This window comes from Flaviaestuariibacter terrae, from assembly GCF_054777635.1.
In genome coordinates, this window is record NZ_BAAHAL010000006.1 from 1367136 (window position 1) to 1388085 (window position 20950).

Annotated in this window: 24 protein-coding genes; 7 read left to right on the forward strand and 17 right to left on the reverse strand. The window is 56.9% G+C overall.

All coding sequences use genetic code 11. The features are described 5' to 3' along the window. Positions 1-4: 4 nt before the first annotated feature. The 9 genes from rplV to fusA all read right to left on the reverse strand — a co-directional run bounded on the left by rplV (position 5) and on the right by fusA (position 7278). Positions 5-352, reverse strand: coding sequence for a large ribosomal subunit protein uL22 (rplV, locus tag ACYU7Z_RS06765; RefSeq protein WP_460568681.1), 348 nt, complete (start codon positions 350-352; stop codon positions 5-7). A 28-nt stretch (positions 353-380) separates the two neighbouring features. Continuing rightward, positions 381-650 carry a 30S ribosomal protein S19 gene (rpsS, locus tag ACYU7Z_RS06770; protein WP_460568683.1) on the reverse strand — a complete coding sequence of 90 codons (270 nt, stop codon included), beginning with the start codon at positions 648-650 and terminating at the stop codon, positions 381-383. 46 nt (positions 651-696) lie between these two features. Next, the gene (gene rplB, locus ACYU7Z_RS06775) at positions 697-1536 is read right to left on the reverse strand and encodes a large ribosomal subunit protein uL2 (protein ID WP_460568685.1); all 840 of its coding nucleotides are present in this window, start codon (positions 1534-1536) and stop codon (positions 697-699) included. Positions 1537-1588: 52 nt separating this feature from the next. After that, positions 1589-1891 (reverse strand): 50S ribosomal protein L23, encoded by a 303-nt coding sequence (rplW, locus tag ACYU7Z_RS06780; protein ID WP_460568687.1) that lies wholly within the window; start codon positions 1889-1891, stop codon positions 1589-1591. A gap of 66 nt (positions 1892-1957) precedes the next feature. Continuing rightward, a complete protein-coding gene (gene rplD / locus ACYU7Z_RS06785; protein ID WP_460568689.1) occupies positions 1958-2596 on the reverse strand; it encodes a 50S ribosomal protein L4 in 639 nt (212 codons plus the stop codon). A 2-nt stretch (positions 2597-2598) separates the two neighbouring features. Beyond that, positions 2599-3216, reverse strand: a complete 618-nt coding sequence (gene rplC, locus ACYU7Z_RS06790; RefSeq protein ID WP_460568691.1) for a 50S ribosomal protein L3 — start codon at positions 3214-3216, stop codon at positions 2599-2601. Positions 3217-3622: 406 nt separating this feature from the next. After that, positions 3623-3928 carry a 30S ribosomal protein S10 gene (gene rpsJ, locus ACYU7Z_RS06795; protein WP_028787065.1) on the reverse strand — a complete coding sequence of 102 codons (306 nt, stop codon included), beginning with the start codon at positions 3926-3928 and terminating at the stop codon, positions 3623-3625. Positions 3929-4147: 219 nt separating this feature from the next. Beyond that, complete coding sequence (locus ACYU7Z_RS06800) at positions 4148-4936, reverse strand: DUF4382 domain-containing protein (RefSeq protein ID WP_460568694.1); 789 nt, start codon at positions 4934-4936, stop codon at positions 4148-4150. A gap of 191 nt (positions 4937-5127) precedes the next feature. After that, positions 5128-7278 carry an elongation factor G gene (gene fusA, locus ACYU7Z_RS06805; RefSeq protein WP_460568696.1) on the reverse strand — a complete coding sequence of 717 codons (2151 nt, stop codon included), beginning with the start codon at positions 7276-7278 and terminating at the stop codon, positions 5128-5130. A 238-nt stretch (positions 7279-7516) separates the two neighbouring features. On the opposite strand from fusA, the gene ACYU7Z_RS06810 reads away from it, so the two are divergent. Next, the gene (locus ACYU7Z_RS06810; RefSeq protein WP_460568698.1) at positions 7517-8314 is read left to right on the forward strand and encodes a hypothetical protein; all 798 of its coding nucleotides are present in this window, start codon (positions 7517-7519) and stop codon (positions 8312-8314) included. A 125-nt stretch (positions 8315-8439) separates the two neighbouring features. Here the strand turns inward: ACYU7Z_RS06810 and rpsG are convergent, their stop codons facing one another. From rpsG to ACYU7Z_RS06825, 3 genes are all read right to left on the reverse strand, one after another. Further along, the gene (rpsG, locus tag ACYU7Z_RS06815) at positions 8440-8907 is read right to left on the reverse strand and encodes a small ribosomal subunit protein uS7 (RefSeq protein ID WP_460568700.1); all 468 of its coding nucleotides are present in this window, start codon (positions 8905-8907) and stop codon (positions 8440-8442) included. A gap of 75 nt (positions 8908-8982) precedes the next feature. Next, positions 8983-9567 (reverse strand): 30S ribosomal protein S12, encoded by a 585-nt coding sequence (gene rpsL / locus ACYU7Z_RS06820; RefSeq protein ID WP_460568702.1) that lies wholly within the window; start codon positions 9565-9567, stop codon positions 8983-8985. A gap of 67 nt (positions 9568-9634) precedes the next feature. After that, the gene (locus ACYU7Z_RS06825) at positions 9635-10690 is read right to left on the reverse strand and encodes a branched-chain amino acid transaminase (protein ID WP_460568704.1); all 1056 of its coding nucleotides are present in this window, start codon (positions 10688-10690) and stop codon (positions 9635-9637) included. Between the two features lie 164 nt (positions 10691-10854). Here ACYU7Z_RS06825 and ACYU7Z_RS06830 point away from each other — a divergent pair, with 164 nt between their 5' ends. The 5 genes from ACYU7Z_RS06830 to ACYU7Z_RS06850 all read left to right on the forward strand — a co-directional run bounded on the left by ACYU7Z_RS06830 (position 10855) and on the right by ACYU7Z_RS06850 (position 13994). After that, a complete protein-coding gene (locus ACYU7Z_RS06830; RefSeq protein ID WP_460568706.1) occupies positions 10855-11424 on the forward strand; it encodes a hypothetical protein in 570 nt (189 codons plus the stop codon). Between the two features lie 149 nt (positions 11425-11573). Then, positions 11574-12155, forward strand: a complete 582-nt coding sequence (rdgB, locus tag ACYU7Z_RS06835; RefSeq protein WP_460568709.1) for an RdgB/HAM1 family non-canonical purine NTP pyrophosphatase — start codon at positions 11574-11576, stop codon at positions 12153-12155. A 34-nt stretch (positions 12156-12189) separates the two neighbouring features. After that, positions 12190-12741: an RNA polymerase sigma factor gene (locus ACYU7Z_RS06840; protein ID WP_460568711.1), complete on the forward strand. Its 552-nt coding sequence runs from the start codon at positions 12190-12192 to the stop codon at positions 12739-12741. Between the two features lie 2 nt (positions 12742-12743). Next, positions 12744-13571 carry a hypothetical protein gene (locus ACYU7Z_RS06845; protein ID WP_460568713.1) on the forward strand — a complete coding sequence of 276 codons (828 nt, stop codon included), beginning with the start codon at positions 12744-12746 and terminating at the stop codon, positions 13569-13571. 3 nt (positions 13572-13574) lie between these two features. Beyond that, entirely contained in the window at positions 13575-13994 is a 420-nt protein-coding gene (locus ACYU7Z_RS06850) for an acyl-CoA thioesterase (RefSeq protein ID WP_460568715.1), read from the forward strand. Positions 13995-14100: 106 nt separating this feature from the next. On the opposite strand, the gene ACYU7Z_RS06855 is transcribed toward ACYU7Z_RS06850, so the two are convergent. From ACYU7Z_RS06855 to ACYU7Z_RS06865, 3 genes are all read right to left on the reverse strand, one after another. Next, on the reverse strand, positions 14101-14832 hold the full coding sequence (locus tag ACYU7Z_RS06855; RefSeq protein WP_460568717.1) for a shikimate dehydrogenase family protein: 732 nt from the start codon (positions 14830-14832) through the stop codon (positions 14101-14103). Next, positions 14832-15602, reverse strand: coding sequence for a phosphosulfolactate synthase (locus tag ACYU7Z_RS06860; RefSeq protein WP_460568719.1), 771 nt, complete (start codon positions 15600-15602; stop codon positions 14832-14834). Before ACYU7Z_RS06860 ends, ACYU7Z_RS06855 begins: the two co-directional genes overlap by 1 nt. Before the next feature lie 374 nt (positions 15603-15976). Further along, positions 15977-17398 (reverse strand): tetratricopeptide repeat protein, encoded by a 1422-nt coding sequence (locus tag ACYU7Z_RS06865; RefSeq protein ID WP_460568721.1) that lies wholly within the window; start codon positions 17396-17398, stop codon positions 15977-15979. Between the two features lie 158 nt (positions 17399-17556). On the opposite strand from ACYU7Z_RS06865, the gene ACYU7Z_RS06870 reads away from it, so the two are divergent. Continuing rightward, positions 17557-17910, forward strand: a complete 354-nt coding sequence (locus ACYU7Z_RS06870) for a hypothetical protein (protein WP_460568723.1) — start codon at positions 17557-17559, stop codon at positions 17908-17910. Between the two features lie 276 nt (positions 17911-18186). Here the strand turns inward: ACYU7Z_RS06870 and ACYU7Z_RS06875 are convergent, their stop codons facing one another. Both ACYU7Z_RS06875 and yidC read right to left on the reverse strand, forming a co-directional pair. After that, positions 18187-18834, reverse strand: coding sequence for a hypothetical protein (locus ACYU7Z_RS06875; RefSeq protein WP_460568725.1), 648 nt, complete (start codon positions 18832-18834; stop codon positions 18187-18189). A 271-nt stretch (positions 18835-19105) separates the two neighbouring features. After that, complete coding sequence (gene yidC, locus ACYU7Z_RS06880) at positions 19106-20935, reverse strand: membrane protein insertase YidC (RefSeq protein WP_460568727.1); 1830 nt, start codon at positions 20933-20935, stop codon at positions 19106-19108. Positions 20936-20950 lie beyond the last annotated feature (15 nt).

Here is a 20950-nt window from a genome sequence, read left to right on the forward strand (position 1 = left end):
ACGATTATTGATTAGTTGATTTTGCGTCTACGATAACAGTAACGTGGTTGGAACGCTTGCGGATCTTGTAACCACGACCCTGGGGAGCCGGACGCATACGCTTCAGGGTGCGGGCGCCATCGACGAAGATGGTCTTCACAACCAGAGCGCCTTCATCACCACCTTCGTTCTTCTGCTTCCAGTTGGAGATGGCGCTGAGCACGAGCTTGCGCAGGGGTACGGCGTTGTGCTTCGGATGGTGCTCCAGCACGGCGATCGCCTTCTCTACCTGCATGCCGCGGATCAGGTCCGCCAGCAGGCGCATCTTGCGGGGCGAAGTGGGATAATTTCTCAGTTTTGCTACTGCTTCCATTGTATTATTTTTTTACAGCAAGGTGCGCTTAGCCCTTCTTGCTTGCGTGTCCTTTAAAGTTGCGGGTCGGGGCAAATTCACCGAGCTTGTGACCAACCATGAATTCGGTTACGTACACGGGGATGAACTTGTTGCCATTGTGCACGGCGAAGGTGTGACCGACAAAGTCCGGGGTGATGGTCGAACGGCGGCTCCAGGTTTTGATGACACCTTTTTTCGCCTTGCCATCGTTCATGCCAAACACCTTTTCTTCGAGGTGCTGCGCCACGTAAGGACCTTTTTTAATTGAACGAGCCATATTCAGTTTCTGATTTCTGTTTTTTGAATGGGATTACTCGGTACGCTTATTTGGCGAGCTTCTTACCGTTTTTACGCTGGATGATCAGCTTATCGCTGCTCTTGCCCTTCGTACGGGTCTTGAGGCCCTTGGCGATCTTGCCGGTACGGCTGCGGGGGTGACCACCCGAAGCGCGACCCTCACCACCACCCATCGGGTGATCGACAGGGTTCATCGCTACACCACGGTTGCGGGGCTTCACACCCTTCCAGCGGTTGCGGCCGGCCTTACCGAGCGACTCGAGGCTGTGGTCGCTGTTGGAGGCTACACCTACCGTGGCGATGCAGTTGATCAGCACCTTGCGGAGCTCACCGGTCGGCATCTTCAGCACGGCGTACTTTTCTTCCTTGTTCGACAGCTGGGCAGAAGCACCGGCGGAGCGGGCGATCTTGCCACCCTGGCCGGGCTGCAGCTCGATGTTGTGCACCACGGTACCGAGGGGCATGTTCTTCAGCTGGAGCGCGTTACCGAGCTCGGGAGCCACAGACAGACCGCTGATGACCGAAGCACCTACTACCAGGCCCTGGGGGGCGATGATGTAGCGCTTCTCACCGTCGGCATAATTCAGCAGGGCGATGAAAGACGTACGGTTCGGGTCATACTCGATCGTAGCAACGGTTGCGGGGATGTCGAACTTATCGCGCTTGAAGTCAATAAGACGGTACATCTGCTTGTGTCCGCCACCAATGTAGCGCATCGAGCGACGGCCGGAGGAGTTACGGCCACCCGTGCCTTTCTTGGATTCCACCAGCGACTTCTCGGGAACGTTGGTGGTTACTTCTGCATACGCGTTACCAATACGCCAGCGCGTACCTGCGGTAATCGGTTTATACTTTTTAACTGCCATGACTTATTTTCTTTTTCAACATTTGCGGCTGTTGCAGCCTTACTTGATTTAATTAGATCGACGCCGTGTAGAGGTCGATGGTTTCGCCTTCAGCCACCGTTACCAGGGCCTTCTTGAAAGCGGGCTTCACACCGGAGATAAAACCCTTCTTGGTGAAACGGGTCTTGTTCTTGCCGGGCGATACCGACGTATTCACGTCGATCACGTTCACGCCGTAGAATTCCTCAACGGCCTTCTTGATCTCCAGCTTGTTGGCCTTGCGGGCAACCTTGAAGGCAAAGCGGCGCAGCGATTCCTGCTGGGCGTTTGCTTTTTCGGTCAGGATCGGCTTTATCAGTACTTCAGAGAGTTTCATCTGAATTAGTTTGTTACGTTATCAATGTTTTGTGCTCCTCTTGCTGCGCTGAGCGCAGCCTAAGGATTAAGCAGCGGCTTCTTCTTCGGCAGCCACGAACATCTTGGCAGCGCTCTCGGTGAGAACGATCGCTTCGGAGTTCATGATGTCGTAGGTGTTCATGTCGCTCAGCAGCACACCCAGTACGGAGGGTACGTTGCGTACGCTCTTGTACAGGTTGTCGTTGTACTCGGGGGTGATGAGCATCAGCTTCTTGTCGCCGACTTTCATGCTGTTGAAAGCACCGAGAACGGTCTTCGTCTTGGGAGCATCCAGGTTGATGTCCTCGATTACGAAGATGGCGTTGGCTTGCGCCTTGTACGTGAGGGCCGACATTTTCGCCAGGTCTTTCACCTTGCGGTTCAGCTTGATATCATATTTGTGGGGCTTGGGGCCGAAGATCGTACCACCACCTTTGAAGATAGGGTTACGGATGTTGCCTTTACGCGAGCCACCAGTGCCTTTTTGCTTGTGCAGCTTCTTGCTGGAGCCTTTTACCTCGGCGCGGGTCTTTACCTTGTGGGTACCCTGGCGCTGGGCGGCGAGGTACTGCTTGACAGCCAGGTAGACTGCGTGGTTGTTGGGCTCGATACCAAAGATTTCTTCGGGGAGCTCCACCGTGCGACCGGTCTCCTGACCTTGTATGTTTAATACTTTCAGTTCCATGATTACTTCTGGATTAATACGATTGAACCAATATGGCCCGGGACGGAGCCGCTTACGAGGATGTAGTTTTGCTCAGGGAAAACCTTCACTACTTTGAGGCCTTTCACCTTCACGCGGTCGGTACCCATACGGCCGGCCATGCGCATACCCTTCATTACGCGGGCAGCAAACGACGAGTTACCGATGGAACCGGGAGCGCGCTGACGGTCGTGCTGACCGTGCGAAGCCTCGCCCACACCGGAAAAGCCGTGGCGCTTAACGACGCCCTGGAAGCCTTTACCTTTCGTGGTGCCGACTACTTCTACTTTCTCGCCTTCTTCAAAAATGTCTACTGTGATGGTTTCGCCGAGTGCCTTTGTGAGGGAGGTGTTGCGGAGCTCCTTAACTACTTTCTTAGGAGAAGTAGAGGCTTTTGCGAAGTGATTTGTCTCGGCTTTGATGGAATGCTTCTCTTTCTTGTCGCCGAAAGCGATCTGGAGTGCATTGTAACCGTCGGAGTCGACGGTCTTAACCTGCGTTACAACGCAGGGACCAGCCTCGATGATCGTGCAGGCGGTTTGCTTTCCGCTTGCATCGAAGATGCTGGTCATCCCGATTTTTTTACCAATGATACCTTTCATGTTTGAGGGTTTACCCCCCCAAGGTTCTGCAAGACAGACCCATATGGTATCACGGGTCTTCAATCCTGGTTCATCGCCAACCTTTTCCTTTATCCGTTCCTTGCGAACGGTCCCGGTAACCGGGATTCAGAAGTACTGGCGACAAACAAACCTCGAAGGGCTTGTTTATATGTAAGCGCAGATTTGAGTTGGGAAAGTCCGCCCTCCTATCTGCAGTATAGTGATCAGAGCTCTTTTCTCGTCGTCGGGCCGGAGCGGGACGATCGGTTGAGAGATGATTCTTATTTCAAGTTGTCGGTCTTCTTCAGACCAGCACCGCTTCCTGTGAAGGGTACTTCGTTCGCTGCGCGGTTCCGGCATTTACCCGGCCGGACATTGCTGTCCGCCCCGGCTGGCCGGAGCATCGTCAGGCTTTGATTTCTACCTCTACACCGGAGGGCAGGTCCAGCTTCGACAGCGCGTCAACGGTGCGCGAAGAGGAAGTGTAGATGTCCAGCAGGCGCTTGTGGGTAGCCAGTTGGAACTGCTCGCGGCTCTTCTTGTTCACGTGGGGCGAGCGCAATACGGTAAAGATCTTCTTGCGGGTAGGCAGGGGAATGGGTCCTGTTACTACGGCGCCGGTGCTGCGTACAGTCTTCACAATTTTCTCGGCAGATTTATCTACCAGGTTGTGGTCGTAAGACTGCAATTTGATTCTGATACGCTGGGACATATTTCAAATAGCCATTTTAGAATGGGAGTGCAAAGGTAACGGCCCTGATGCATCTTTCCAACTTATCCGCGCCTTTTTTTCTGAAATAAATGCCTAAAATGGCCCTATTGGGGGGCGATCGGGCGCTTTTGCCGGTCCAACGGCCCCCACCGCCGGGCATAAAAAAGGCCGGCCCAAAAAGGCCGGCCTGTCGTGATGCTACCCGACAAAAAACATCGTTTATTGAAGACGTACGGTATCCACCACCGTTACATTCCCGGTGGTTACGGCCACCCCTGTGCGGGTTGCTGCCGAATAAGTGGAATCCGACGGAACAAAGCTGAGGTTATACGAGCCGGCATTCAGACCCTGGAACGACCAGGCGCCATTGCTCGTGTAGGTCCCGGCCACGGTATCGGCGCCCTGCAGCGCATAGATGGCGGTCCGCACCGTCGACGGGAGCACATAGCCGCGAAGCGAGCCGCCGGCAGCCTCCAGGCTTGTGCGGATCACGGGCTTCAGCATGTAGCGGCCGTTGCCGGTTTGATGAATCGAGCGGCCGGCGTCGAAATCAAGCACAAGGCGGTAGGTCACGCCTTCGGTCACATCCTGGTGGATGTTCAGTTTGAGACCCGATTGCTGCGCGCTCGGTGTTTCGAGGTCGTAGCGACGGCCTCCCACGACCACATAGTTGTTCGGGCCGAGAAGGAGACGCAGCTGCTCGATGCGGCCCGAGGCCAGGTCGGCGGATCCGAGCATCGTGTCGCGGTCGTTCACGAGCTGCAGCAGGTTGATGGGCCCGCGGGTAACGTTGGCGAGGCTTTGCCATCCGTTGGCCGAGTCGGAGCCGTAGTTGACGCGCACATCCTGCACATCGATTACTACCGAGTCGTAGTTGCCGGGGGCGTCGGTCAGGAAGACCTCGAGACGGCCGGAGCCGGCGGCGGCTGAGTTTTCAGTTTTCGAACAAGCGAATAGGAGTGTTCCAAGGCTGGCAACGGCCAGTGTAGTCAGGGCGGTTTTATTCATGGGTTCGTTCTTTGCCGCGCCAAAGACAAGAACGGTGCCAGAATGTTAACGAAACCCAAACGGAACCGCATTCTAGGGGTTAACATGCAGGTTCCCTTACATCGATATTCGATATTCGATATTCGATATTCTCCAAAACAAAGAGCCCCCATCCTTTCGGACGGGGGCTCACTCACTATAAGCAAAAGCGATTATTCGTCGATCTTCACCTTGCCCTTGTTCTTCGCGATCACCTCTTCGGCGATGTTGGTCGGGGCGGGTGCGTAGTGCGAGAATTCCATGGTCGAAGAAGCGCGACCCGACGACAGCGAGCGGAGCTGCGTCACGTAGCCGAACATTTCGCTCAGGGGAACCTTCGCCTTGATCACCTCGGCGCCGGCACGGCTGTCCATGCCTTCCATCATACCGCGGCGGCGGTTGAGGTCACCGGTAACGTCACCCATGTACTGGGCGGGGGTGATCACTTCCACTTTCATGATCGGCTCGAGCAGTACGGGCTTGCACTTGCGGCCGGCCTCACGGAAGCCTTGCTTGGCGCAGAGTTCGAACGACATGGCGTCGGAGTCAACTGCGTGGAAGGAACCGTCGTACACACGAACTTTCATGTTGTCGAGCGGGTAGCCGGCGAGAACACCGGTGCCCATGGCGCTTTCGAAACCCTTCTGGATCGAAGGAACGAATTCGCGGGGGATCGAGCCACCGAACAGGTCGTTCACGAACTGGTACTTCTTGTCGGGGTTCTCTTTTGCGAACTCCTCGTCGATCGGTCCGAGCTCGAAGATGATGTCGGCGAACTTACCACGACCACCGGTCTGCTTCTTCAGCGTCTCACGGTGCTCAACGTTCTTGGTGAAGGCCTCTTTGTAAGCAACCTGGGGCGCACCCTGGTTTACTTCCACCTTGAACTCACGACGCATACGGTCAACGATGATCTCGAGGTGCAGCTCACCCATTCCGCGAAGGATGGTCTGGCCGGTATCTTCATCCGTATTTACACGGAGTGTGGGATCTTCTTCAATGAGCTTCGAGATGGCCATACCCATCTTGTCCACGTCGGCCTGGGTTTTCGGCTCGATGGCGATGGCGATTACCGGCTCGGGGATGAACATGTTCTCGAGGGTGATCGGGTGATCTTCGTGGCAGAGGGTATCACCGGTCTTGATTTCCTTGAAACCAACGGCGGCACCGATATCACCGGCTTCGATGAAGTCGATCGGGTTCTGCTTGTTGGCGAACATCTTCATGATACGCGAGATACGCTCTTTCTTGCCGCTGCGTACGTTGAGCACATAAGAACCTGCGTCCAGATGGCCCGAGTAAACCCGGAAGAAGGCGAGACGGCCCACGAAGGGATCGGTCATGATTTTGAAGGCAAGGGCCGCGAAAGGCTCGGTAGCGAGCGGCTTGCGAACCTCTTCTTCACCCGTATCGGGGTTGGTACCTTTTACGGCTTCGATGTCAACCGGCGAAGGCAGGTAGCGGCAAACGGCGTCGAGGGCCGTCTGTACACCCTTGTTCTTGAACGAGGAACCGCACATCATCGGAACGATGCTCAGGTCGATCGTCGCCTTGCGGATGGCTTCGTGCATCTCGTCTTCCGTGATGGAATTCGGGTCGTCGAAGAATTTCTCCATCAGCTTATCGTCGTATTCGGCAACAGCCTCCACGAGGGCAGCGCGCCACTCGTTGGCTTCGTCGATCATATCAGCCGGCACTTCGATCTCGTCGAAGGTCATGCCTTCGGTCTCCATGTGCCAGATGATGCCTTTCATTTTGATCAGGTCCACAACGCCTTTGAAGTCGTCTTCGGCACCGATGGGGAGCTGCAGGGGAACGGCTTTCGAACCCAGCATTTCGCGCACCTGCTTCACGACCATGAGGAAGTCGGCACCCGAGCGGTCCATCTTGTTGACGAAGCCGATACGGGGAACGTTGTAACGGTTGGCCTGGCGCCATACGGTTTCCGACTGGGGCTCAACGCCGTCCACTGCGGAAAACAGGGCGATCAGACCGTCGAGTACACGCATGGAGCGCTCCACCTCTACGGTGAAGTCCACGTGACCCGGGGTATCGATGATGTTGAAGTAGTACTTTTTGGTGTTGGCGTCGGCCTTACCTTTTACGGTCGGGAAGTTCCACTGGCAGCTTACGGCGGCCGAAGTAATGGTGATACCGCGCTCTTTTTCCTGCTCCATCCAGTCGGTGGTAGCGGCGCCATCGTGTACTTCACCAATCTTGTGGATCATACCGGTGTAGCGCAGGATACGCTCGGTTGTGGTGGTCTTACCGGCATCGATGTGCGCGGCAATACCAAAGTTGCGTTGAAATCTTAAGTCTGCCATTTTTATTGAATTGAAAGAATTTTTTTCTGAAACCTCTTTTCGGGTTCGCAAAGTTAGTGAAAAAGAGCGCACGGGCCACATGTGGATAAACAATGTTTGGTTAAACCGGCCGGGGCTCAGCGCCCTGTTTTGGCCTCCTGATCCACAGCGCATGGCTGTGCATAATTTTTGCAAATCATTTACACTGTTGTAATTTTCGATCAGGAAATTGTTCACCCCACTTCAAAACCCATTAAACATGGCAAAAGCAAGCAAGAAAGCTGCTCCCAAAAAAGCCGCGGCCAAGAAGGGCGCGGCCAAGAAAGCCGCTCCGAAAAAAGCAGCCGCTTCCCGAGGCGGACGCTCAACCGCCAAGAAGGCCGCCCCGAAGAAGGCAGCGAAAAAAGCCGCTCCGAAAAAGGCAGCCAAGAAGGCCGCTCCGAAAAAAGCAGCTTCCAAAAAATCAGCCATCAAAAAATCCGTAGCCAAGAAAGCAGCCCCCAAGAAGGCAGCGAAAAAAGCAGCCCCCAAAAAGGCCGCCCCGGCTAAAAAAGGCGCCGCCAAGAAAGCAGCTCCCGTAAAAAAAGCCGCAGCAAAAAAAGCAGCACCCAAAAAGGCCGCGAAAAAAGCAGCCCCCAAAAAGGCCGCCCCGGCTAAAAAAGGCGCCGCCAAGAAAGCAGCTCCCGCAAAAAAGGCCGCCCCGGCTAAGAAGGCAGCCGCCAAAAAAAGCGGACAGTCCGCAGCTGCGAAAAGCGCGCCCCGCAAGGCAGCCACATCCGGCCGCAGCAGCACCGGTGGCAGCAGCCGCAGCAATGCCGGCTCGCGCAGCAACCAGCGCTACAGCAGCGGCAGCAACGGCCGGAGCAGCAACTCAAGCGCGTTCAACGACTCCGAACAAACACGCAGTGTAAATAGCGACGGCCTGGAGAGCAGCACATCGTCCTCCTCGATGACAACCGACCAGTCGACCGATATCCTGGGCGGAGACGCCACGGGCACCCGCTCGAGCGACGTTGGCGGCGGTGGTGGCTCCACGGATACCGCCGAGGAAATGTAAGAACGCTTCCCTGCATACGAAAGGCCCGCAACGCGGGCCTTTTTTATTGGCTTCTGCAGCCAGGCCGGAAATAGAAAGGCCCCGCGATGCGGAGCCTTTCCTGTTCGTATATCGAATGCCTTACGTTATACTTTGAAGTGAGCGAAAGCCTTGTTGGCTTCGGCCATACGGTGGGTGTCTTCTTTCTTCTTGAAAGCGGCACCTTCACCCTTGGCAGCGGCTACGATCTCGTTGGCCAGCTTGTCGGCCATCGAACGGCCGTTGCGCTCGCGGCTGTAGCGGATCAGCCACTTCATGGAGAGGGAGATCTTACGGTCGGGACGTACTTCCGAAGGAATCTGGAAGGTAGCGCCACCGATACGGCGGCTGCGCACCTCTACGGCCGGGGTAACGTTCTGGAGGGCTTTCTTCCAGATCTCGTAACCGTCTTCACCGGTGGATTTGCCCACCTTTTCCATGGCGTCGTAGAAAATTTCGAAAGCGACGCTCTTCTTGCCTTCCCACATGATGTTGTTGACAAAACGGGTGACCAGCTTGTCGTTGTAACGCGGGTCCGGAGCGAGCGGGAGTTTTTTGGCTTGTGCTTTACGCATAGTATGTTGATTGGTCGACCAGCAGGTTCTCAGGCGCGGTGCTGAGCTTCTTGATCGGATTTAAATCGTGACAGGTTATTTCTTACCAGCGGGCTTTGCGCCGGCTTTTTCTTTCTTCGTACCGTACTTGGAACGGCTCTTCTTACGGTCTTTAACACCGGCAGTATCGAGCGAACCGCGAACGATATGGTAACGTACACCCGGCAGGTCTTTTACACGACCGCCGCGGATCAGTACGATGGAGTGCTCCTGGAGGTTGTGGCCTTCACCCGGGATGTAGGCGATAACTTCCACCTTGTTGGTCAGGCGCACTTTGGCAACCTTACGGAGGGCCGAGTTCGGCTTCTTGGGGGTTGTCGTATAAACACGCGTGCAAACGCCGCGGCGCTGGGGACAGCTGTCCAGAGCACGGGATTTGCTCTTGGCGCGGATGATCTCTCTTCCTTTACGAACTAATTGCTGAATAGTAGGCATTACGAACTTCTGTTTATTCCCAATTTTTGGGAGGGCAAAGGTAGGGAAAAAAGTTTTGAAGTCGGAAGTCGGAAGCGGGAAATTTTTCGATTGACCCAGAGAAAGGCGGGAAAAAACTGAAAATTTTGATTTTTCCTGCCAATTAACACCCGGATTCCAGGCAGCAACCGGGGCGCCGGGAAGCAAAAAGGTCGCTTCCGCGACCTTTTTTTATTTCCTGTTTCCGTGTCCCGGAGACCCGGGATCCGGTTGCTTATTTCACATGCATCATCCAGCCGTACTTGTCTTCGCGGCGGCCTTCGCGGATGTCGGTGAGCCACTTCTTGATGGTCGGAGCGGTCTTCCACTGGTCTACGTTGAAGGTCATTACGAAGTCTTTGTAGCGCAGCTCCTTGATGTAGGAGATGGTGGCCGCGGTGCCCGTTCCGAATACCTCGAACAGGTGGCCGGCCTTGTAGGCTTCGATGAGCTCGTCGATGGAGATGGCGCGCTCCTCGATCTCGAAGCCGGCTTCGCGGAGCAACGTGAGAGCCGAGTCGCGGGTAACACCGGCGAGGATGGTGCCGGCGCCCAGGTCGGGCGTAACGGCCTTATTGCCGATGATGAAGATCACGTTCATGGTGCCGATCTCCTGCACGTACTTATGCTCGAAGGCGTCGGTCCACAGCACCTGGTCGTAGCCCTTTTTCTTGGCTTCGGCCGTAGCGAACATCGACGCACCGTAGTTTCCGGCCGCCTTGGCGTAGCCGATACCGCCGGGCACGGCGCGCACATATTGCTCCTCCACGTAGATCCGCATCGGCGCGTTGTAGTACGGGCCGGTGGGGCTCAGCAGGATCATGAACTTATAAGTTTCCGAGGGACGCACGCCGATCAGCTCGTCCGAGGAAAACATGAAGGGGCGGATATAGAGGGAGTGGTCTTCCTTGTTGGGAATCCAGCTGCTGTCGAGGGCTACGAGCTGCTTCATGCCTTCCATGAAGATGTCCTCGGGAACGTGCGGCATCTGCATTCGCTCGGCCGATACGTTGAAGCGGCGGAAGTTGTCCTGCGGACGGAAGATGAAGGCCTCGCCGTTGGCATCCTTGTAGGCTTTTACGCCTTCGAAGATGGCCTGGCCGTAGTGCAGGGCCGCGATGGACGGGCTCAGCAGCAGGGGCTGGTAGGGCTTGATCTCGACGTTTTTCCACTCGCCGTTCTCGTAGTCCGCTTCCAGCATATGGTCGGAGAAATATTTACCAAAGGGAATGTTCTCGAGGTTGAGGTCGTTGAGCTTGGTGTGCTCGGCCTTGTGAATCGTAATGTCCATAGTAGTTGAAGCAAGCATATCGTTTGTGTTTAGAATCGAGGGGCACTTGCCGGGACTAAGAAACCTTTGGGCGAAGACGCGCAGCGACCCGGAAGGATGACTTAATTTAGCGCTGCAAAGAAACGAAAAAAACCGCCGGAATCGGCGCTTCCTAAATATTTCCGATGGACCTCAACCATATCCAGCTCAGCGGCGCCCAGCTGGCCGAATTATACCCGAATAGCCTTGTCGAGCTGGCCTCCCCGGGCACAGCCGCAGGGCACGGCCCGCCAGCCCCCGCGGCCCCGAAATCGGCGCCCGCAGCCGCCCCCGCAGCGGCCGCACCGGCTGCCGCAGCAACAGCCCTTCCCTCCTACCTCGGCCAGAACGGCAAGGGTATCCTGGTGGTTACTGCCGACCGGGACGCACCCTACCTGGGCGATGCAGACCTCGCGTTTTTAACGAATGTTTTGGGCGCCTGCAGCCTCGGCATGGGCGACGTGGCCATCGTGAACTGGCGGCGCCTCGAAGCCCCGGACGGCCCCGCTTTGAGCGCGGCGCTGCAGGCAAGGCAAGTGCTTCTCTTCGACCTGACACCCGCTGATTTCGGGCTTCCCGCCAACTTCCCGCCCTTCCAGGTGCAGGCCCTCGCCGGCCGCACCTACCTGCACGCCCCGGCGCTCGGCCCCATTGCCGCCGACAAGGAGCTCAAGAAAGCGCTCTGGCTCGCGCTGAAAAAGATGTTTGGCGTATAACATCAAAACATCTGACGTTTTCGGTTTTACGTTTTAGGTTGCCGCCGTCAATGCCCTTACCAGCGCCCAGACCGTTGATTTTCAACGCATCAGCTACCACCCAAACGTAAAACCCAGACCCAAAACCTAAAACGTAAAACGTGAAAAACGTGGACCTGATTTTCGCTACCAACAACGCCCATAAAGTGGCCGAACTGCGCGCTGCGTTGCCCGCCGGTTTCCGGATTCTCTCGCTGCAGGAAGCCGGCATCGACAGGGATATTCCCGAGCCGTACGATACGCTCGAGGCCAACGCCCGGGAGAAAGCCATGGTGATCCACGAGCTCAGCGGCGGGGATTGCTTCAGCGAGGACACCGGGCTGGAAGTGACCGCGCTTGGCGGCGCCCCGGGCGTCCACAGCGCCCGCTATGCCGGCGACGACCGCTCCCCGTCGGCCAATACCGATAAACTGCTCCGCGAGCTGGCCGGGAGCCCCGACCGCTCGGCCCGCTTCCGAACCATTATTTGCTTATGTTTGAAGGGCGCCTACCACAGCTTTGAAGGCATTTGCCCGGGCCGGATCGCCGGGCGCCCGAGCGGAAGCGGCGGCTTTGGCTACGACCCGGTCTTTGTTCCGGAAGGCGGCGATGGACGCTGCTTCGCCGAAATGACCCTGGCGGAAAAGAACCTTTTCAGCCATCGACGCAAGGCCCTTGATAAACTGGTAGCATTTTTGACAACAACCCAATAAAATACCGCACGGCTGAGCCGTCCGACGCAACCAAATGATCACCGAAAGCGACTTAGTAGAGGGATGCCGCAACGGCGACCGGAAGCTCCAGAAGGAGTTGTACGAGCGCTATGCGCCGAAGATGTACGGTGTTTGCCTGCGCTATGCCGGCACATCCGAGGAGGCCGAGGACATCCTGCAGGAAGGCTTTGTGAAGGTATTCAGCAAGATCACCTCCTTCCGGGGTGACGGCTCTTTCGAGGGCTGGATCCGCCGGATCATCGTGAACACCGCCATCGAGCACTTCCGCCGCAAAACCTACCTCCAACCGGTTGGCGAGCGCGAGGAAGAGACCGTAGAGTCGGACTACCTCACGGTGCTTGACAGTCTGGCGGAAAAAGACATCATCGGCCTCGTACAGCAGTTGTCGCCCGGCTACCGCTCGGTATTCAACATGTACGTCGTCGAGGGCTACACCCACAAGCAGATCGGCGAGCTGCTCGGCATTTCCGAAGGCACGAGCAAATCGCAGCTGTCGCGGGCCAAGGCCATTTTACAGGATCTCGTGCGCACGCACCTGGATCACAAACAAAAACAGGCTCCCTGAGTATGAAAGAAAGCTGGCAAGAACGGTTAAAGCGATTCGAGGCAACGCCTCCCCCGCAGGTATGGAACCGCGTGGAAGAATCCCTGGAGCAGGATCCTGCTTCGGTGGCCGAGCGCCTGCAAGCCTATACGGCGCCCCCGCCCGCCGGCCTCTGGGACCGCATCGAGCAACAGCTCGACGCCGCCGTCCCCGCAGAGGAAAGCGCGCCGGTCGTAGTTATGCCGCGCCGCCGCAGCACCTTTTACACCTATATGGCCGCCGCAGCGGTACTGATCGCGGTGCTTGTCGGTACCGCGCTCCTGCTCAACCGCAAGCCCAATGAAGTGCCGGTTGCGGTACGCACGGAAACCCCGGCGGCGCCCGTTACCGAGCCAACCCCGGCTCCCCTGCACAGCGCCGAGGCGTCCGCCCCAGGCAACGATATGGCATCGGTACCGGTAACAGCACCTGATGAGGCCGCCGCCGCCCGGCGTGGCCAGGTGACCGCCACCCGAAGCGCCAACCCGACCGGCCGATCGGGCTTCGCGGCACCTGTGGGAGTCAATCGCAACGTCTATGCCTCGGCCCATCCCGGCGCCGGGCAAGCAGCCGCTGCCACCGCATCCCTTGACGAAGACCGCTACCTGGTACGCTCCTACAACAACGGCAGTACGGTGCGCTTTTCCAAAAAAGTATCGGCCGTGGTCGATTGTGCCGAGCATGCCACGGGCTTCACGCAAAGCCTTTGCAAGGTGAGCATCGGCGCCGTCCAGGAAAAGCTGGCCTCCTCCGTCACCACCGATTTCGGCGGCCTCATCGAGCGCCTGCAGGATCTTGAAAAAACCAAGTAAGGCATGGCCCGTCTCCGTCTCGAGCTCCCCGACCAGTTTACGTTTTCCACCACTATCCCCGTCCGCGTCACCGACCTCAATTACGGCAATCACCTCGGCAACGACGCGCTGCTCGGGCTGCTTCACGAGGCCCGGATGCAGTACCTGGCGGCCGCCGGCGCCACCGAGCTCGCGTTCTTCGGCGCCTCCCTCATCATGAGCGACTCGGCGATCGAATACAAGGGCGAAGCGTTCTTTGGCGATGCGCTGCGCATAGAGGTCACTGCCTCCGAATGGACCCGCGTTGGCTTCGAGTTGTATTACCGCGTCAGCAAAGACGAGGGAAAGACCCTGATCGCGCGGGCAAAAACCGGGATGGTCTGCTTCGACTACAGTACGCGCAAGGTGGTGGCGGTGCCGGAAGCGGCGTTAAAAAGTTTGTAGCTTGGAGTTCGTGGCGTGAAGTTGGCTGGCGCGCGCATACCTTACCCGGTAACCTTTTATTACCCCTTACCCCATCCTTCGACAAGCTCAGGATGACAATGCGCCATTACCTGTTCCAGATCTCCCAGGAAGCCTCAGCCTGGTTGACGAGCATCTCATAACCATTCTTCGTACGGGCGCCCCGCTCCTGCCCTTTCCGTAGAAATTCGGTAAGCGCGGGATTGTACACAAGGTCGTACAGCAGGTGCACCGTGGTCAGCGCCTCGTAGGGAAGCGGCGGGTAGGTGGCTATGTCGGGAAAGGTCCCGAGCGGTGTGGTATTGATAATCAGCCGATGCTCCGACAGGATGGATTCATCGAGGTCGGCATAAGAAAGTTTCTCGGCTGTGCGTTCCCGTGACACCGATTTGTAGGCGATGCCCATCTGCTGCAGGGCGTATTGAACCGCCGCCGCCGCGCCGCCGGTGCCCAGAACGAGCGCCCGGGGCAGGCTGTTGCCAAGAAGCGGCGCCAGCGAGTCGCGAAACCCGACCCAGTCGGTATTGTAGCCCTCGAGGCGGCCGCTCTGGAGGCGGATCGTATTGGCCGCGCCGATGGCCCGGACGTCGGGATGAAGCCAGTCGAGGAAAGGCAGGATCTCCTTCTTGTACGGGATCGTTACGTTGAGCCCGGCGAGATCGGGATGCTTCCGGATAAGAAACGGAAACGCAGCGATCGTGTCGAGCTCGTAAAGCTCATAGACATGATCGCTGCGTCCTTCCTGTAGAAATTTATCGGTAAAGTATCCCTTCGAAAAGGAATGCTTCAGCGTCCGGCCGATGAGACCGAAGCGCCGCATCAGGCGTTTTCTTTGTTGAGATAGAGGTGAAAGGTATCGCCACGGAGACCGATGCGCATCGCTTCAAGCGGAAGCACCTCGTTGGGGGCGATGTTACCGAGGTTAACGTTGCAGCCGATCAGCTCGATGAAATACAGCTGCTGCGCTTTTTGCGGAGCCTCCCAAAGGATCTTCTCGGCAGGGATCTGCGTTAGGATCTCCTGGACGAGACCTTCGCGTACCTCGCCCGAGCCGCGGTAGATGCCCACGTTGCCGGCCTCGCGGGCTTCGGCGATCACGTAGGTGGCACCTGCCTCGAGCTCGGCGCGCATCAGCTCGATCCACTTGTAGGGCGGAATGATATGGGCCGCGTCCTTCGAACCGACCTCACTGAGTACGGTGCCGTGCGCGGTGAGCTTCTCGATGTAGCCGCATTTCTCGGCATGCGGGATCTCGATGGAACCGTCGCTGACCTCCATGTAGGAGATGCTGTAGTTCTTGCAAACGGCGATATAGTCTTCAAACTGGTTGCGGATCAGGAACGCTTCGAACAGCGTGCCGCCGAAATAAATCGGCATGCCGTAATCGGCATATACTTTCAGCTTCGCTTCGAGGTTGGGGGTCACGAAGGAGGTGCCGAAGCCCAGCTTCACGATATCGACATGAGGTCCCGATACACTCAGGAAATTCTTTACTTCTTCAATGCTCAGGCCCTTGTCCATGACCATGGTCAGGCCGGAGGCGCGGGGTTTGGTGATACGCTCGGGGATCTGCGAAAGGTTGAAATTCATGTGACCCTGTTTTGGTGGATTGCGCGCAAAAGTAAGAAAGTGCGCGCAAGCATGCCCGAAAAGCTGGCGGTGAAACTGGGATGGCCAAGCCCCTGTCGCCGGAAAGTTCACCTTACTAGGCGCAGTTACTTTCTGCCTGAGACAGGCCTTACTGCGATAATTTTCAATTTTCAATAGTCAATGCTCAATAGTCAAGTGCAATAGCGTACCGCTTCACTTCCTGCCTTCCTGATTATTGAAAATTGACTATTGAACGGTGACTATTTTACAATAGAAAGCCCCGCCGATCGCGGGGCTTTAAAATCAAACAACGTTCGGATTATTTCAGAACTAAGGAATCTTCTACCAAAGTGCCCCCTTCGGGGGACCGGGGGCTACTTCTTCTTGCTTCGCTTGTTGCGGGCGATGACATCCACTACGAGCTGGTTTTGCAGCAGCTCGGGGCAAAGCGCCACGAAGCGGTTGAGCAGCTTGGGCCCGGCCTGCAGGGCCATCTCGAGGGTGATCAGCGCTTCCTTGCTTTGACCCAAAGCCATCTGCACGGCGGCGAGGTAGTAGATGAAAAGCGGCTTGCGTTCCGTTTGCTCGAGGGCGGCGTAGGTCTGCACCAGTGCCTCGTCGTAAAACTCCGCCTGGTAAAGGCAGCGGATCAGCGCTTCCCAGCCGCTCTTGTTGCGCGGCTTGTTGCCCACCACGATGGAGAAGTAATGGATCGCTTCCTTGTAGGCGCCCAGCTGCAGCTGGCACTCGCCCATGAGGAGGTTGTATTCGTTTTGCTGGCGGTTGAGGCGCAGCGCGGCTTCGAGCTGCTTGGCGGCGGAGGCCCACTGCTGCTCGTTGTAGTACGTACAGGCGATCTTGTAATGCACGCGGCTGTCCTCGGGATTAAGGTGCACGGCCTTCCGGTAGTTGAAGCGCGCCTGGGCCCAGTTGCGGAGCTTGTCGTAGCAGTGGCCGATCGCCTCGTAAATAACATCTTCGGGCTTCGACAGCTCGAGCACTTTCTCAAGGGCTTCGATGGCCTCGCGGTACTTACGCAGGCGGATATAGGCATCGCCCATGTTGCGGTAGGCGAAGTCGAATTTTTCGTCGATCACGAGCGCATACTGGTACGCGTCGATGGCTTTTTCGTACAGCTTGAGGCCCTGGTAGGCGGCCGCGAGGTTGAACCAGGCCAGCTCGCTGTAGGGATGCTCGTCGATGATGCCGGTGTGGAGGCGGATGCTTTCCTCGTAGCGGCCGGTAAAGTCGGCCCAGAAGCAGATCTTGTAGAGGGCCTCCTCGTTGAGCGGGTCTTCCTGGAGCAGGAGCTTGAGGCAGTCGAAGACCTTCTCGAATTCCTCGTAGTCGTCGTACACATCGGCCAGTTCGAAGAGGAGCTCGATCTTGTCCTCCCCTTCAAAGTGCTCGATGGCTTCCTCGAGGAGCTCGGCGGCGCGGCCTGGCTGGTCGAGGGCCAGGTAAGCATCGGTCTTTAGGATAAAGAGGTTGATATCGTTGGCGTCGAGGAGCTCTACTTTTTCCAGGACGTCGAGGGCCTGGTGGTACTTGCGCGTGGAAAGCAGCACATCGGCCTTCCGGAGCAACAGGGATGCGGAAAAGGGGAAATAGTCGATCGAGATCTCCGCGGCTTCCAGGGCCTTCGGGAAGTCTTCGAGGTCGTCGAAGTAGTCGATGATCTTTTCGAACGATTCTTCCTCGAGGAAAGTGGAGCTGCGGCCGGAGCGCAGGTTGTCGTAGTGCTTCAGCAGCTCCTTGAGCGTTTCCTTATCGTTTTCCAGGGGATCTGTATTCATACTGGGTATCAGGTACAATATAGAGTATTGCAGAAAAGGGACCAAGTTTTTATCTCTGCCATAACGACCGCCGCGGATGGGCTGGGGAAAGTATTTCCCGGATTATTTTCGATCTGGCACCATAAATGTTAATATTTTTCGTTATCTTTGTTAAGCAAATGGCAAAAACTCCTTCCATATTCGCTCATAAACGCAAAAAAGCGCTGACGCTGCTCTTCGTAGCCCTGTCTGCTGCTGCTTTTGCTACGTTGGGCGATGGTAAGGCGCACCCCCTGCAAATGGGTGGCACGGCCACGCACCGCCTCCTGTCGGTAACGCCGCAGGCCGGTAGCGGCCGTTTCTCGCTCCGCAGCGGCATCACCTATTCTTCCGACCGCCTGCTCGAGCAAACGGCGCAGCCTTTCCAGCTGATGACCACGACGGTCACCTACCAGAAAGGCAACACCACCTACATCATTCCCCTCAAGAAGAAGCCGGTGCTTCTCGAGAAGGTGAAGTTCAACCCCTACTAAGAAGGTCGCTGATCTCGGATGTAGGATGTCTGATTTGTTTCCCCGTCGAGGGGATTTTTTTATGCCCGTCCTCTCCTAGCCTATACATCCGACTCGACATCCGAGATCCGAGATCCGAGATCCGAGATCCGACATCCGAGATCCGACATCCGAGATCCGAGATCAGAGATCAGAGATCAGACATCCGACTTTCCGACTTCCGACTTCCGACTTCCGACTTCAAAACTTACGAAAAAGGCCCCTTGCGGGGCCCTATCGGTGGGTATAGGCTTATCGTTACTGGCCCTTGCTTTCCTCGTAGGAAACCACGCGGAAGCCGGATTTGGGCAGCTCGAACTTGGCGGCCGGAACGGGACCTGTGCTGATCTTCGACACGGTATAGGTCACTTTCAGCGAGCCGACGTTCGATTCATACTCCATGGCAAGACCCGGCAGGCCGCGGTTGACGTACTGGAAGGTCCTGTTTTCGGGTACGAGGTCGGGCGTATACCAGACCACGAAAGAGGACCCGTCGGAAAGGCGACCGATCGCCTTCAGGCACTTGTAGCCCAGGATGGTCTTCGTTTCGTTCGTAAAGCTGAACTGTACATCCTCGTAGCGGCGGTTAGCCTCTTTCCAGTTGGCCTCCGTCATCCTGATGATGTATTTCTGGGCGCCGTACTCCTTGATGTTGTAATACATCCGGGCGCCGTCGTCGAGGATGCTCGATTCGGTGCCGAGGGAGGATACCATTTCGGTACGGCTGCGGTTGCCTTTGAGGTACACCGTGTTGGTGGCCCCGTCGAGGAAGTCGGCCGCGCGCGGGCGCTCGGTGCCGGTGTTGATCACGATATCATAGGAGATCGTGGCCTCCGAAAGTTTCTTCTGAGCCTGCACCGCGGTGCCGAAAAGCAATAAGGTAAGGAATGCGTAAACAGTTTTCATAATCGTAGTTCTCCACAGTTAGACGAGAGGATGGTACAAGTTAGTTGCTTTTGCGGATGAGCGTTATCGGCCGCGGAAAATGTTAATAAAAACCAATAGAAGGTTCAGGGAACGTTTAGATAAGGTTCAGGAGGTTCAGAGAGGTTCAGGACGTTTAGAAACGTTCAGAAAAGTCCAGGAAGGTTGGTAAACAGGAAGAGGCCCCTTCCGGAGCCCCTTCACTTCTCGTTATTCGATATTCGTTATTCGATATTCGTTATTCGATATTCTCTTATCCTTTCTTATTCCGATCGCGCTGATCCTGCATCCGCTTCTGCTGTTCCTGCATTTGCGCCATCTTTTCGGCCCAGCCGCCGGTTTTCTTGGGCTTGCGGCGGTTGGCCTCGATCTGTGCGAGGATCTTTTCGTGGTTGATGATGAAATTCTGAATGAGGTACTGCAGCAGCAGCGTCACGATGTTGGACACGGTATAGTACCAGGTGAGGGCCGCGGGCAGCTTGTTGAAGAAGAAGAGCATCACCACCGGGAAGATGTAGGGCATGTACTTCATCATCGGGTTGTCTTGGGTCGGTGTCATGCTCATGCTGTACAGCGAGATGGCCAGCGACGTCAGTACCGCGGTGATGGTGAAGAGACTCAGGTGGTCGCCCAGCAGCGGAATGTGGAAGCCGAAGTTGACGATGCTGTCGTAGCGCGAGAGGTCTTCCGCCCACAGGAAGCTTTTGCCGCGTACCGCGATGTTCGAGTTGAAGAAGTTATACAGCGCGATGAAGATCGGCATCTGCACCAGCGCCGGGAGACAGCCCCCGAGCGGGCTTACGCCGGCCTCGCGGAACAGCTGCATCTGCGCCATGCTCTGGGCCTGCTGGTCGCCGGGGTTCTTTTCCTTCAGCTTGTCGATCTCGGGCTTCAGGGCCTTCATCTTGGCGCTGCTCACGTAGCTTTTGTAGGTCAGCGGCGAGATGACGAGGCGGATGAAGAGCGTCAGCAAGAGGATCGCGATGCCGATGTTGGACGTGAGCTTCTGGAACAGGTCGAACACCGGGAGGATCACCCAGCGGTTCAGGTATTTAACGAAGGCAAACATGCCGCCGCCAAGGTTCACCATGCTCGACATGCCATTGTCGTAGCGCTTGAGGAGCTTGTAATCGTTTGGACCGTAGTAGAGCGCGAGGGCGGCCTTGCCGTCCTGTACGGGCAGCTGCAGGGCAGCCGTGGCCTTCACGATGCTGTGGTTGCCGGGCGTGACTTCGGAGGGAGGAGGCGTCCAGCTGACAGAGCCGGAAGCGAAATTGTTGCGGGCGATGAGCGCGCTGTTGAAGAACTGCTGCTTCACGGCGATCCAGCCAACAGGCTTGCTGAAGGCATGCGGGCCTTCCTTGAATACATTATAGTCGTCATAATCGCCGCCCTCGCGGTAGGCGATCGTAGACTGCTGGCGCTCGTAGGTCAGGTCTTTCTGCACCTGCACGGCTTCCTCGGTCCACTCCACCGGTAGCATACCGTCCTTGGTCAGGTCCTGCGGCACCTGCAGGTTGAAGTCGATCAGGTAATCATCCTTGGGGATCACAAACTGGTGCACGACGGGGCCGCGGGGCGTATTGAGCCGGAAGCTTACCTGCTGGCTGCCGTCGGCGGCCGTGGTAACGGGGCTTGCCGTGTAATTGAGCTCCGTATTGGGTGCGGGCTGTCCGCCGCTCGTGATCTTGTATTGGAAGTGGTCGCCGGGCTGGCCACCAAGGCGTACCAGCGATGAGTCGAACGACTTGAACTTCTTGAGCTCCACGAGCTTGGGTTGTCCGCCGTGGGTGGAGAAGGTAACGCGGATCACGCTGTTCTCGACCACGAAGGTTTGCTCGGGTCCACGCACCTGGCTGTCGAGGCCCACAGTCTGGGCGATTCGGTTCATCGAGTCGGCGCGGAGTGAATCGAGGCGGGCCTGCGCCGGGTCGATCTTCGGACGCTTGGAGAAGGCGATGGAGTCCTGGATGCGCTTCTGCTCCTGGTAGGCCTTCTGCTCGCGGTTGGTGTATAGGAACATACCGAGAAACAGCAGTCCCAGGCATACAAAGCCAATTATCGTATTGCGGTCAAAATTCATTCGAACCTTCGTTTA

Coding starts and splice junctions, on each gene's coding strand:
- rplV (WP_460568681.1), bottom strand. CDS start 352: ATGGAAGCAGTAGCAAAACTGAGAAATTATCCCACTTCGCCCCGCAAG.
- rpsS (WP_460568683.1), bottom strand. CDS start 650: ATGGCTCGTTCAATTAAAAAAGGTCCTTACGTGGCGCAGCACCTCGAA.
- rplB (WP_460568685.1), bottom strand. CDS start 1,536: ATGGCAGTTAAAAAGTATAAACCGATTACCGCAGGTACGCGCTGGCGT.
- rplW (WP_460568687.1), bottom strand. CDS start 1,891: ATGAAACTCTCTGAAGTACTGATAAAGCCGATCCTGACCGAAAAAGCA.
- rplD (WP_460568689.1), bottom strand. CDS start 2,596: ATGGAACTGAAAGTATTAAACATACAAGGTCAGGAGACCGGTCGCACG.
- rplC (WP_460568691.1), bottom strand. CDS start 3,216: ATGAAAGGTATCATTGGTAAAAAAATCGGGATGACCAGCATCTTCGAT.
- rpsJ (WP_028787065.1), bottom strand. CDS start 3,928: ATGTCCCAGCGTATCAGAATCAAATTGCAGTCTTACGACCACAACCTG.
- ACYU7Z_RS06800 (WP_460568694.1), bottom strand. CDS start 4,936: ATGAATAAAACCGCCCTGACTACACTGGCCGTTGCCAGCCTTGGAACA.
- fusA (WP_460568696.1), bottom strand. CDS start 7,278: ATGGCAGACTTAAGATTTCAACGCAACTTTGGTATTGCCGCGCACATC.
- ACYU7Z_RS06810 (WP_460568698.1), top strand. CDS start 7,517: ATGGCAAAAGCAAGCAAGAAAGCTGCTCCCAAAAAAGCCGCGGCCAAG.
- rpsG (WP_460568700.1), bottom strand. CDS start 8,907: ATGCGTAAAGCACAAGCCAAAAAACTCCCGCTCGCTCCGGACCCGCGT.
- ACYU7Z_RS06825 (WP_460568704.1), bottom strand. CDS start 10,690: ATGGACATTACGATTCACAAGGCCGAGCACACCAAGCTCAACGACCTC.
- ACYU7Z_RS06830 (WP_460568706.1), top strand. CDS start 10,855: ATGGACCTCAACCATATCCAGCTCAGCGGCGCCCAGCTGGCCGAATTA.
- ACYU7Z_RS06840 (WP_460568711.1), top strand. CDS start 12,190: ATGATCACCGAAAGCGACTTAGTAGAGGGATGCCGCAACGGCGACCGG.
- ACYU7Z_RS06845 (WP_460568713.1), top strand. CDS start 12,744: ATGAAAGAAAGCTGGCAAGAACGGTTAAAGCGATTCGAGGCAACGCCT.
- ACYU7Z_RS06850 (WP_460568715.1), top strand. CDS start 13,575: ATGGCCCGTCTCCGTCTCGAGCTCCCCGACCAGTTTACGTTTTCCACC.
- ACYU7Z_RS06855 (WP_460568717.1), bottom strand. CDS start 14,832: ATGCGGCGCTTCGGTCTCATCGGCCGGACGCTGAAGCATTCCTTTTCG.
- ACYU7Z_RS06860 (WP_460568719.1), bottom strand. CDS start 15,602: ATGAATTTCAACCTTTCGCAGATCCCCGAGCGTATCACCAAACCCCGC.
- ACYU7Z_RS06865 (WP_460568721.1), bottom strand. CDS start 17,398: ATGAATACAGATCCCCTGGAAAACGATAAGGAAACGCTCAAGGAGCTG.
- ACYU7Z_RS06870 (WP_460568723.1), top strand. CDS start 17,557: ATGGCAAAAACTCCTTCCATATTCGCTCATAAACGCAAAAAAGCGCTG.
- ACYU7Z_RS06875 (WP_460568725.1), bottom strand. CDS start 18,834: ATGAAAACTGTTTACGCATTCCTTACCTTATTGCTTTTCGGCACCGCG.
- yidC (WP_460568727.1), bottom strand. CDS start 20,935: ATGAATTTTGACCGCAATACGATAATTGGCTTTGTATGCCTGGGACTG.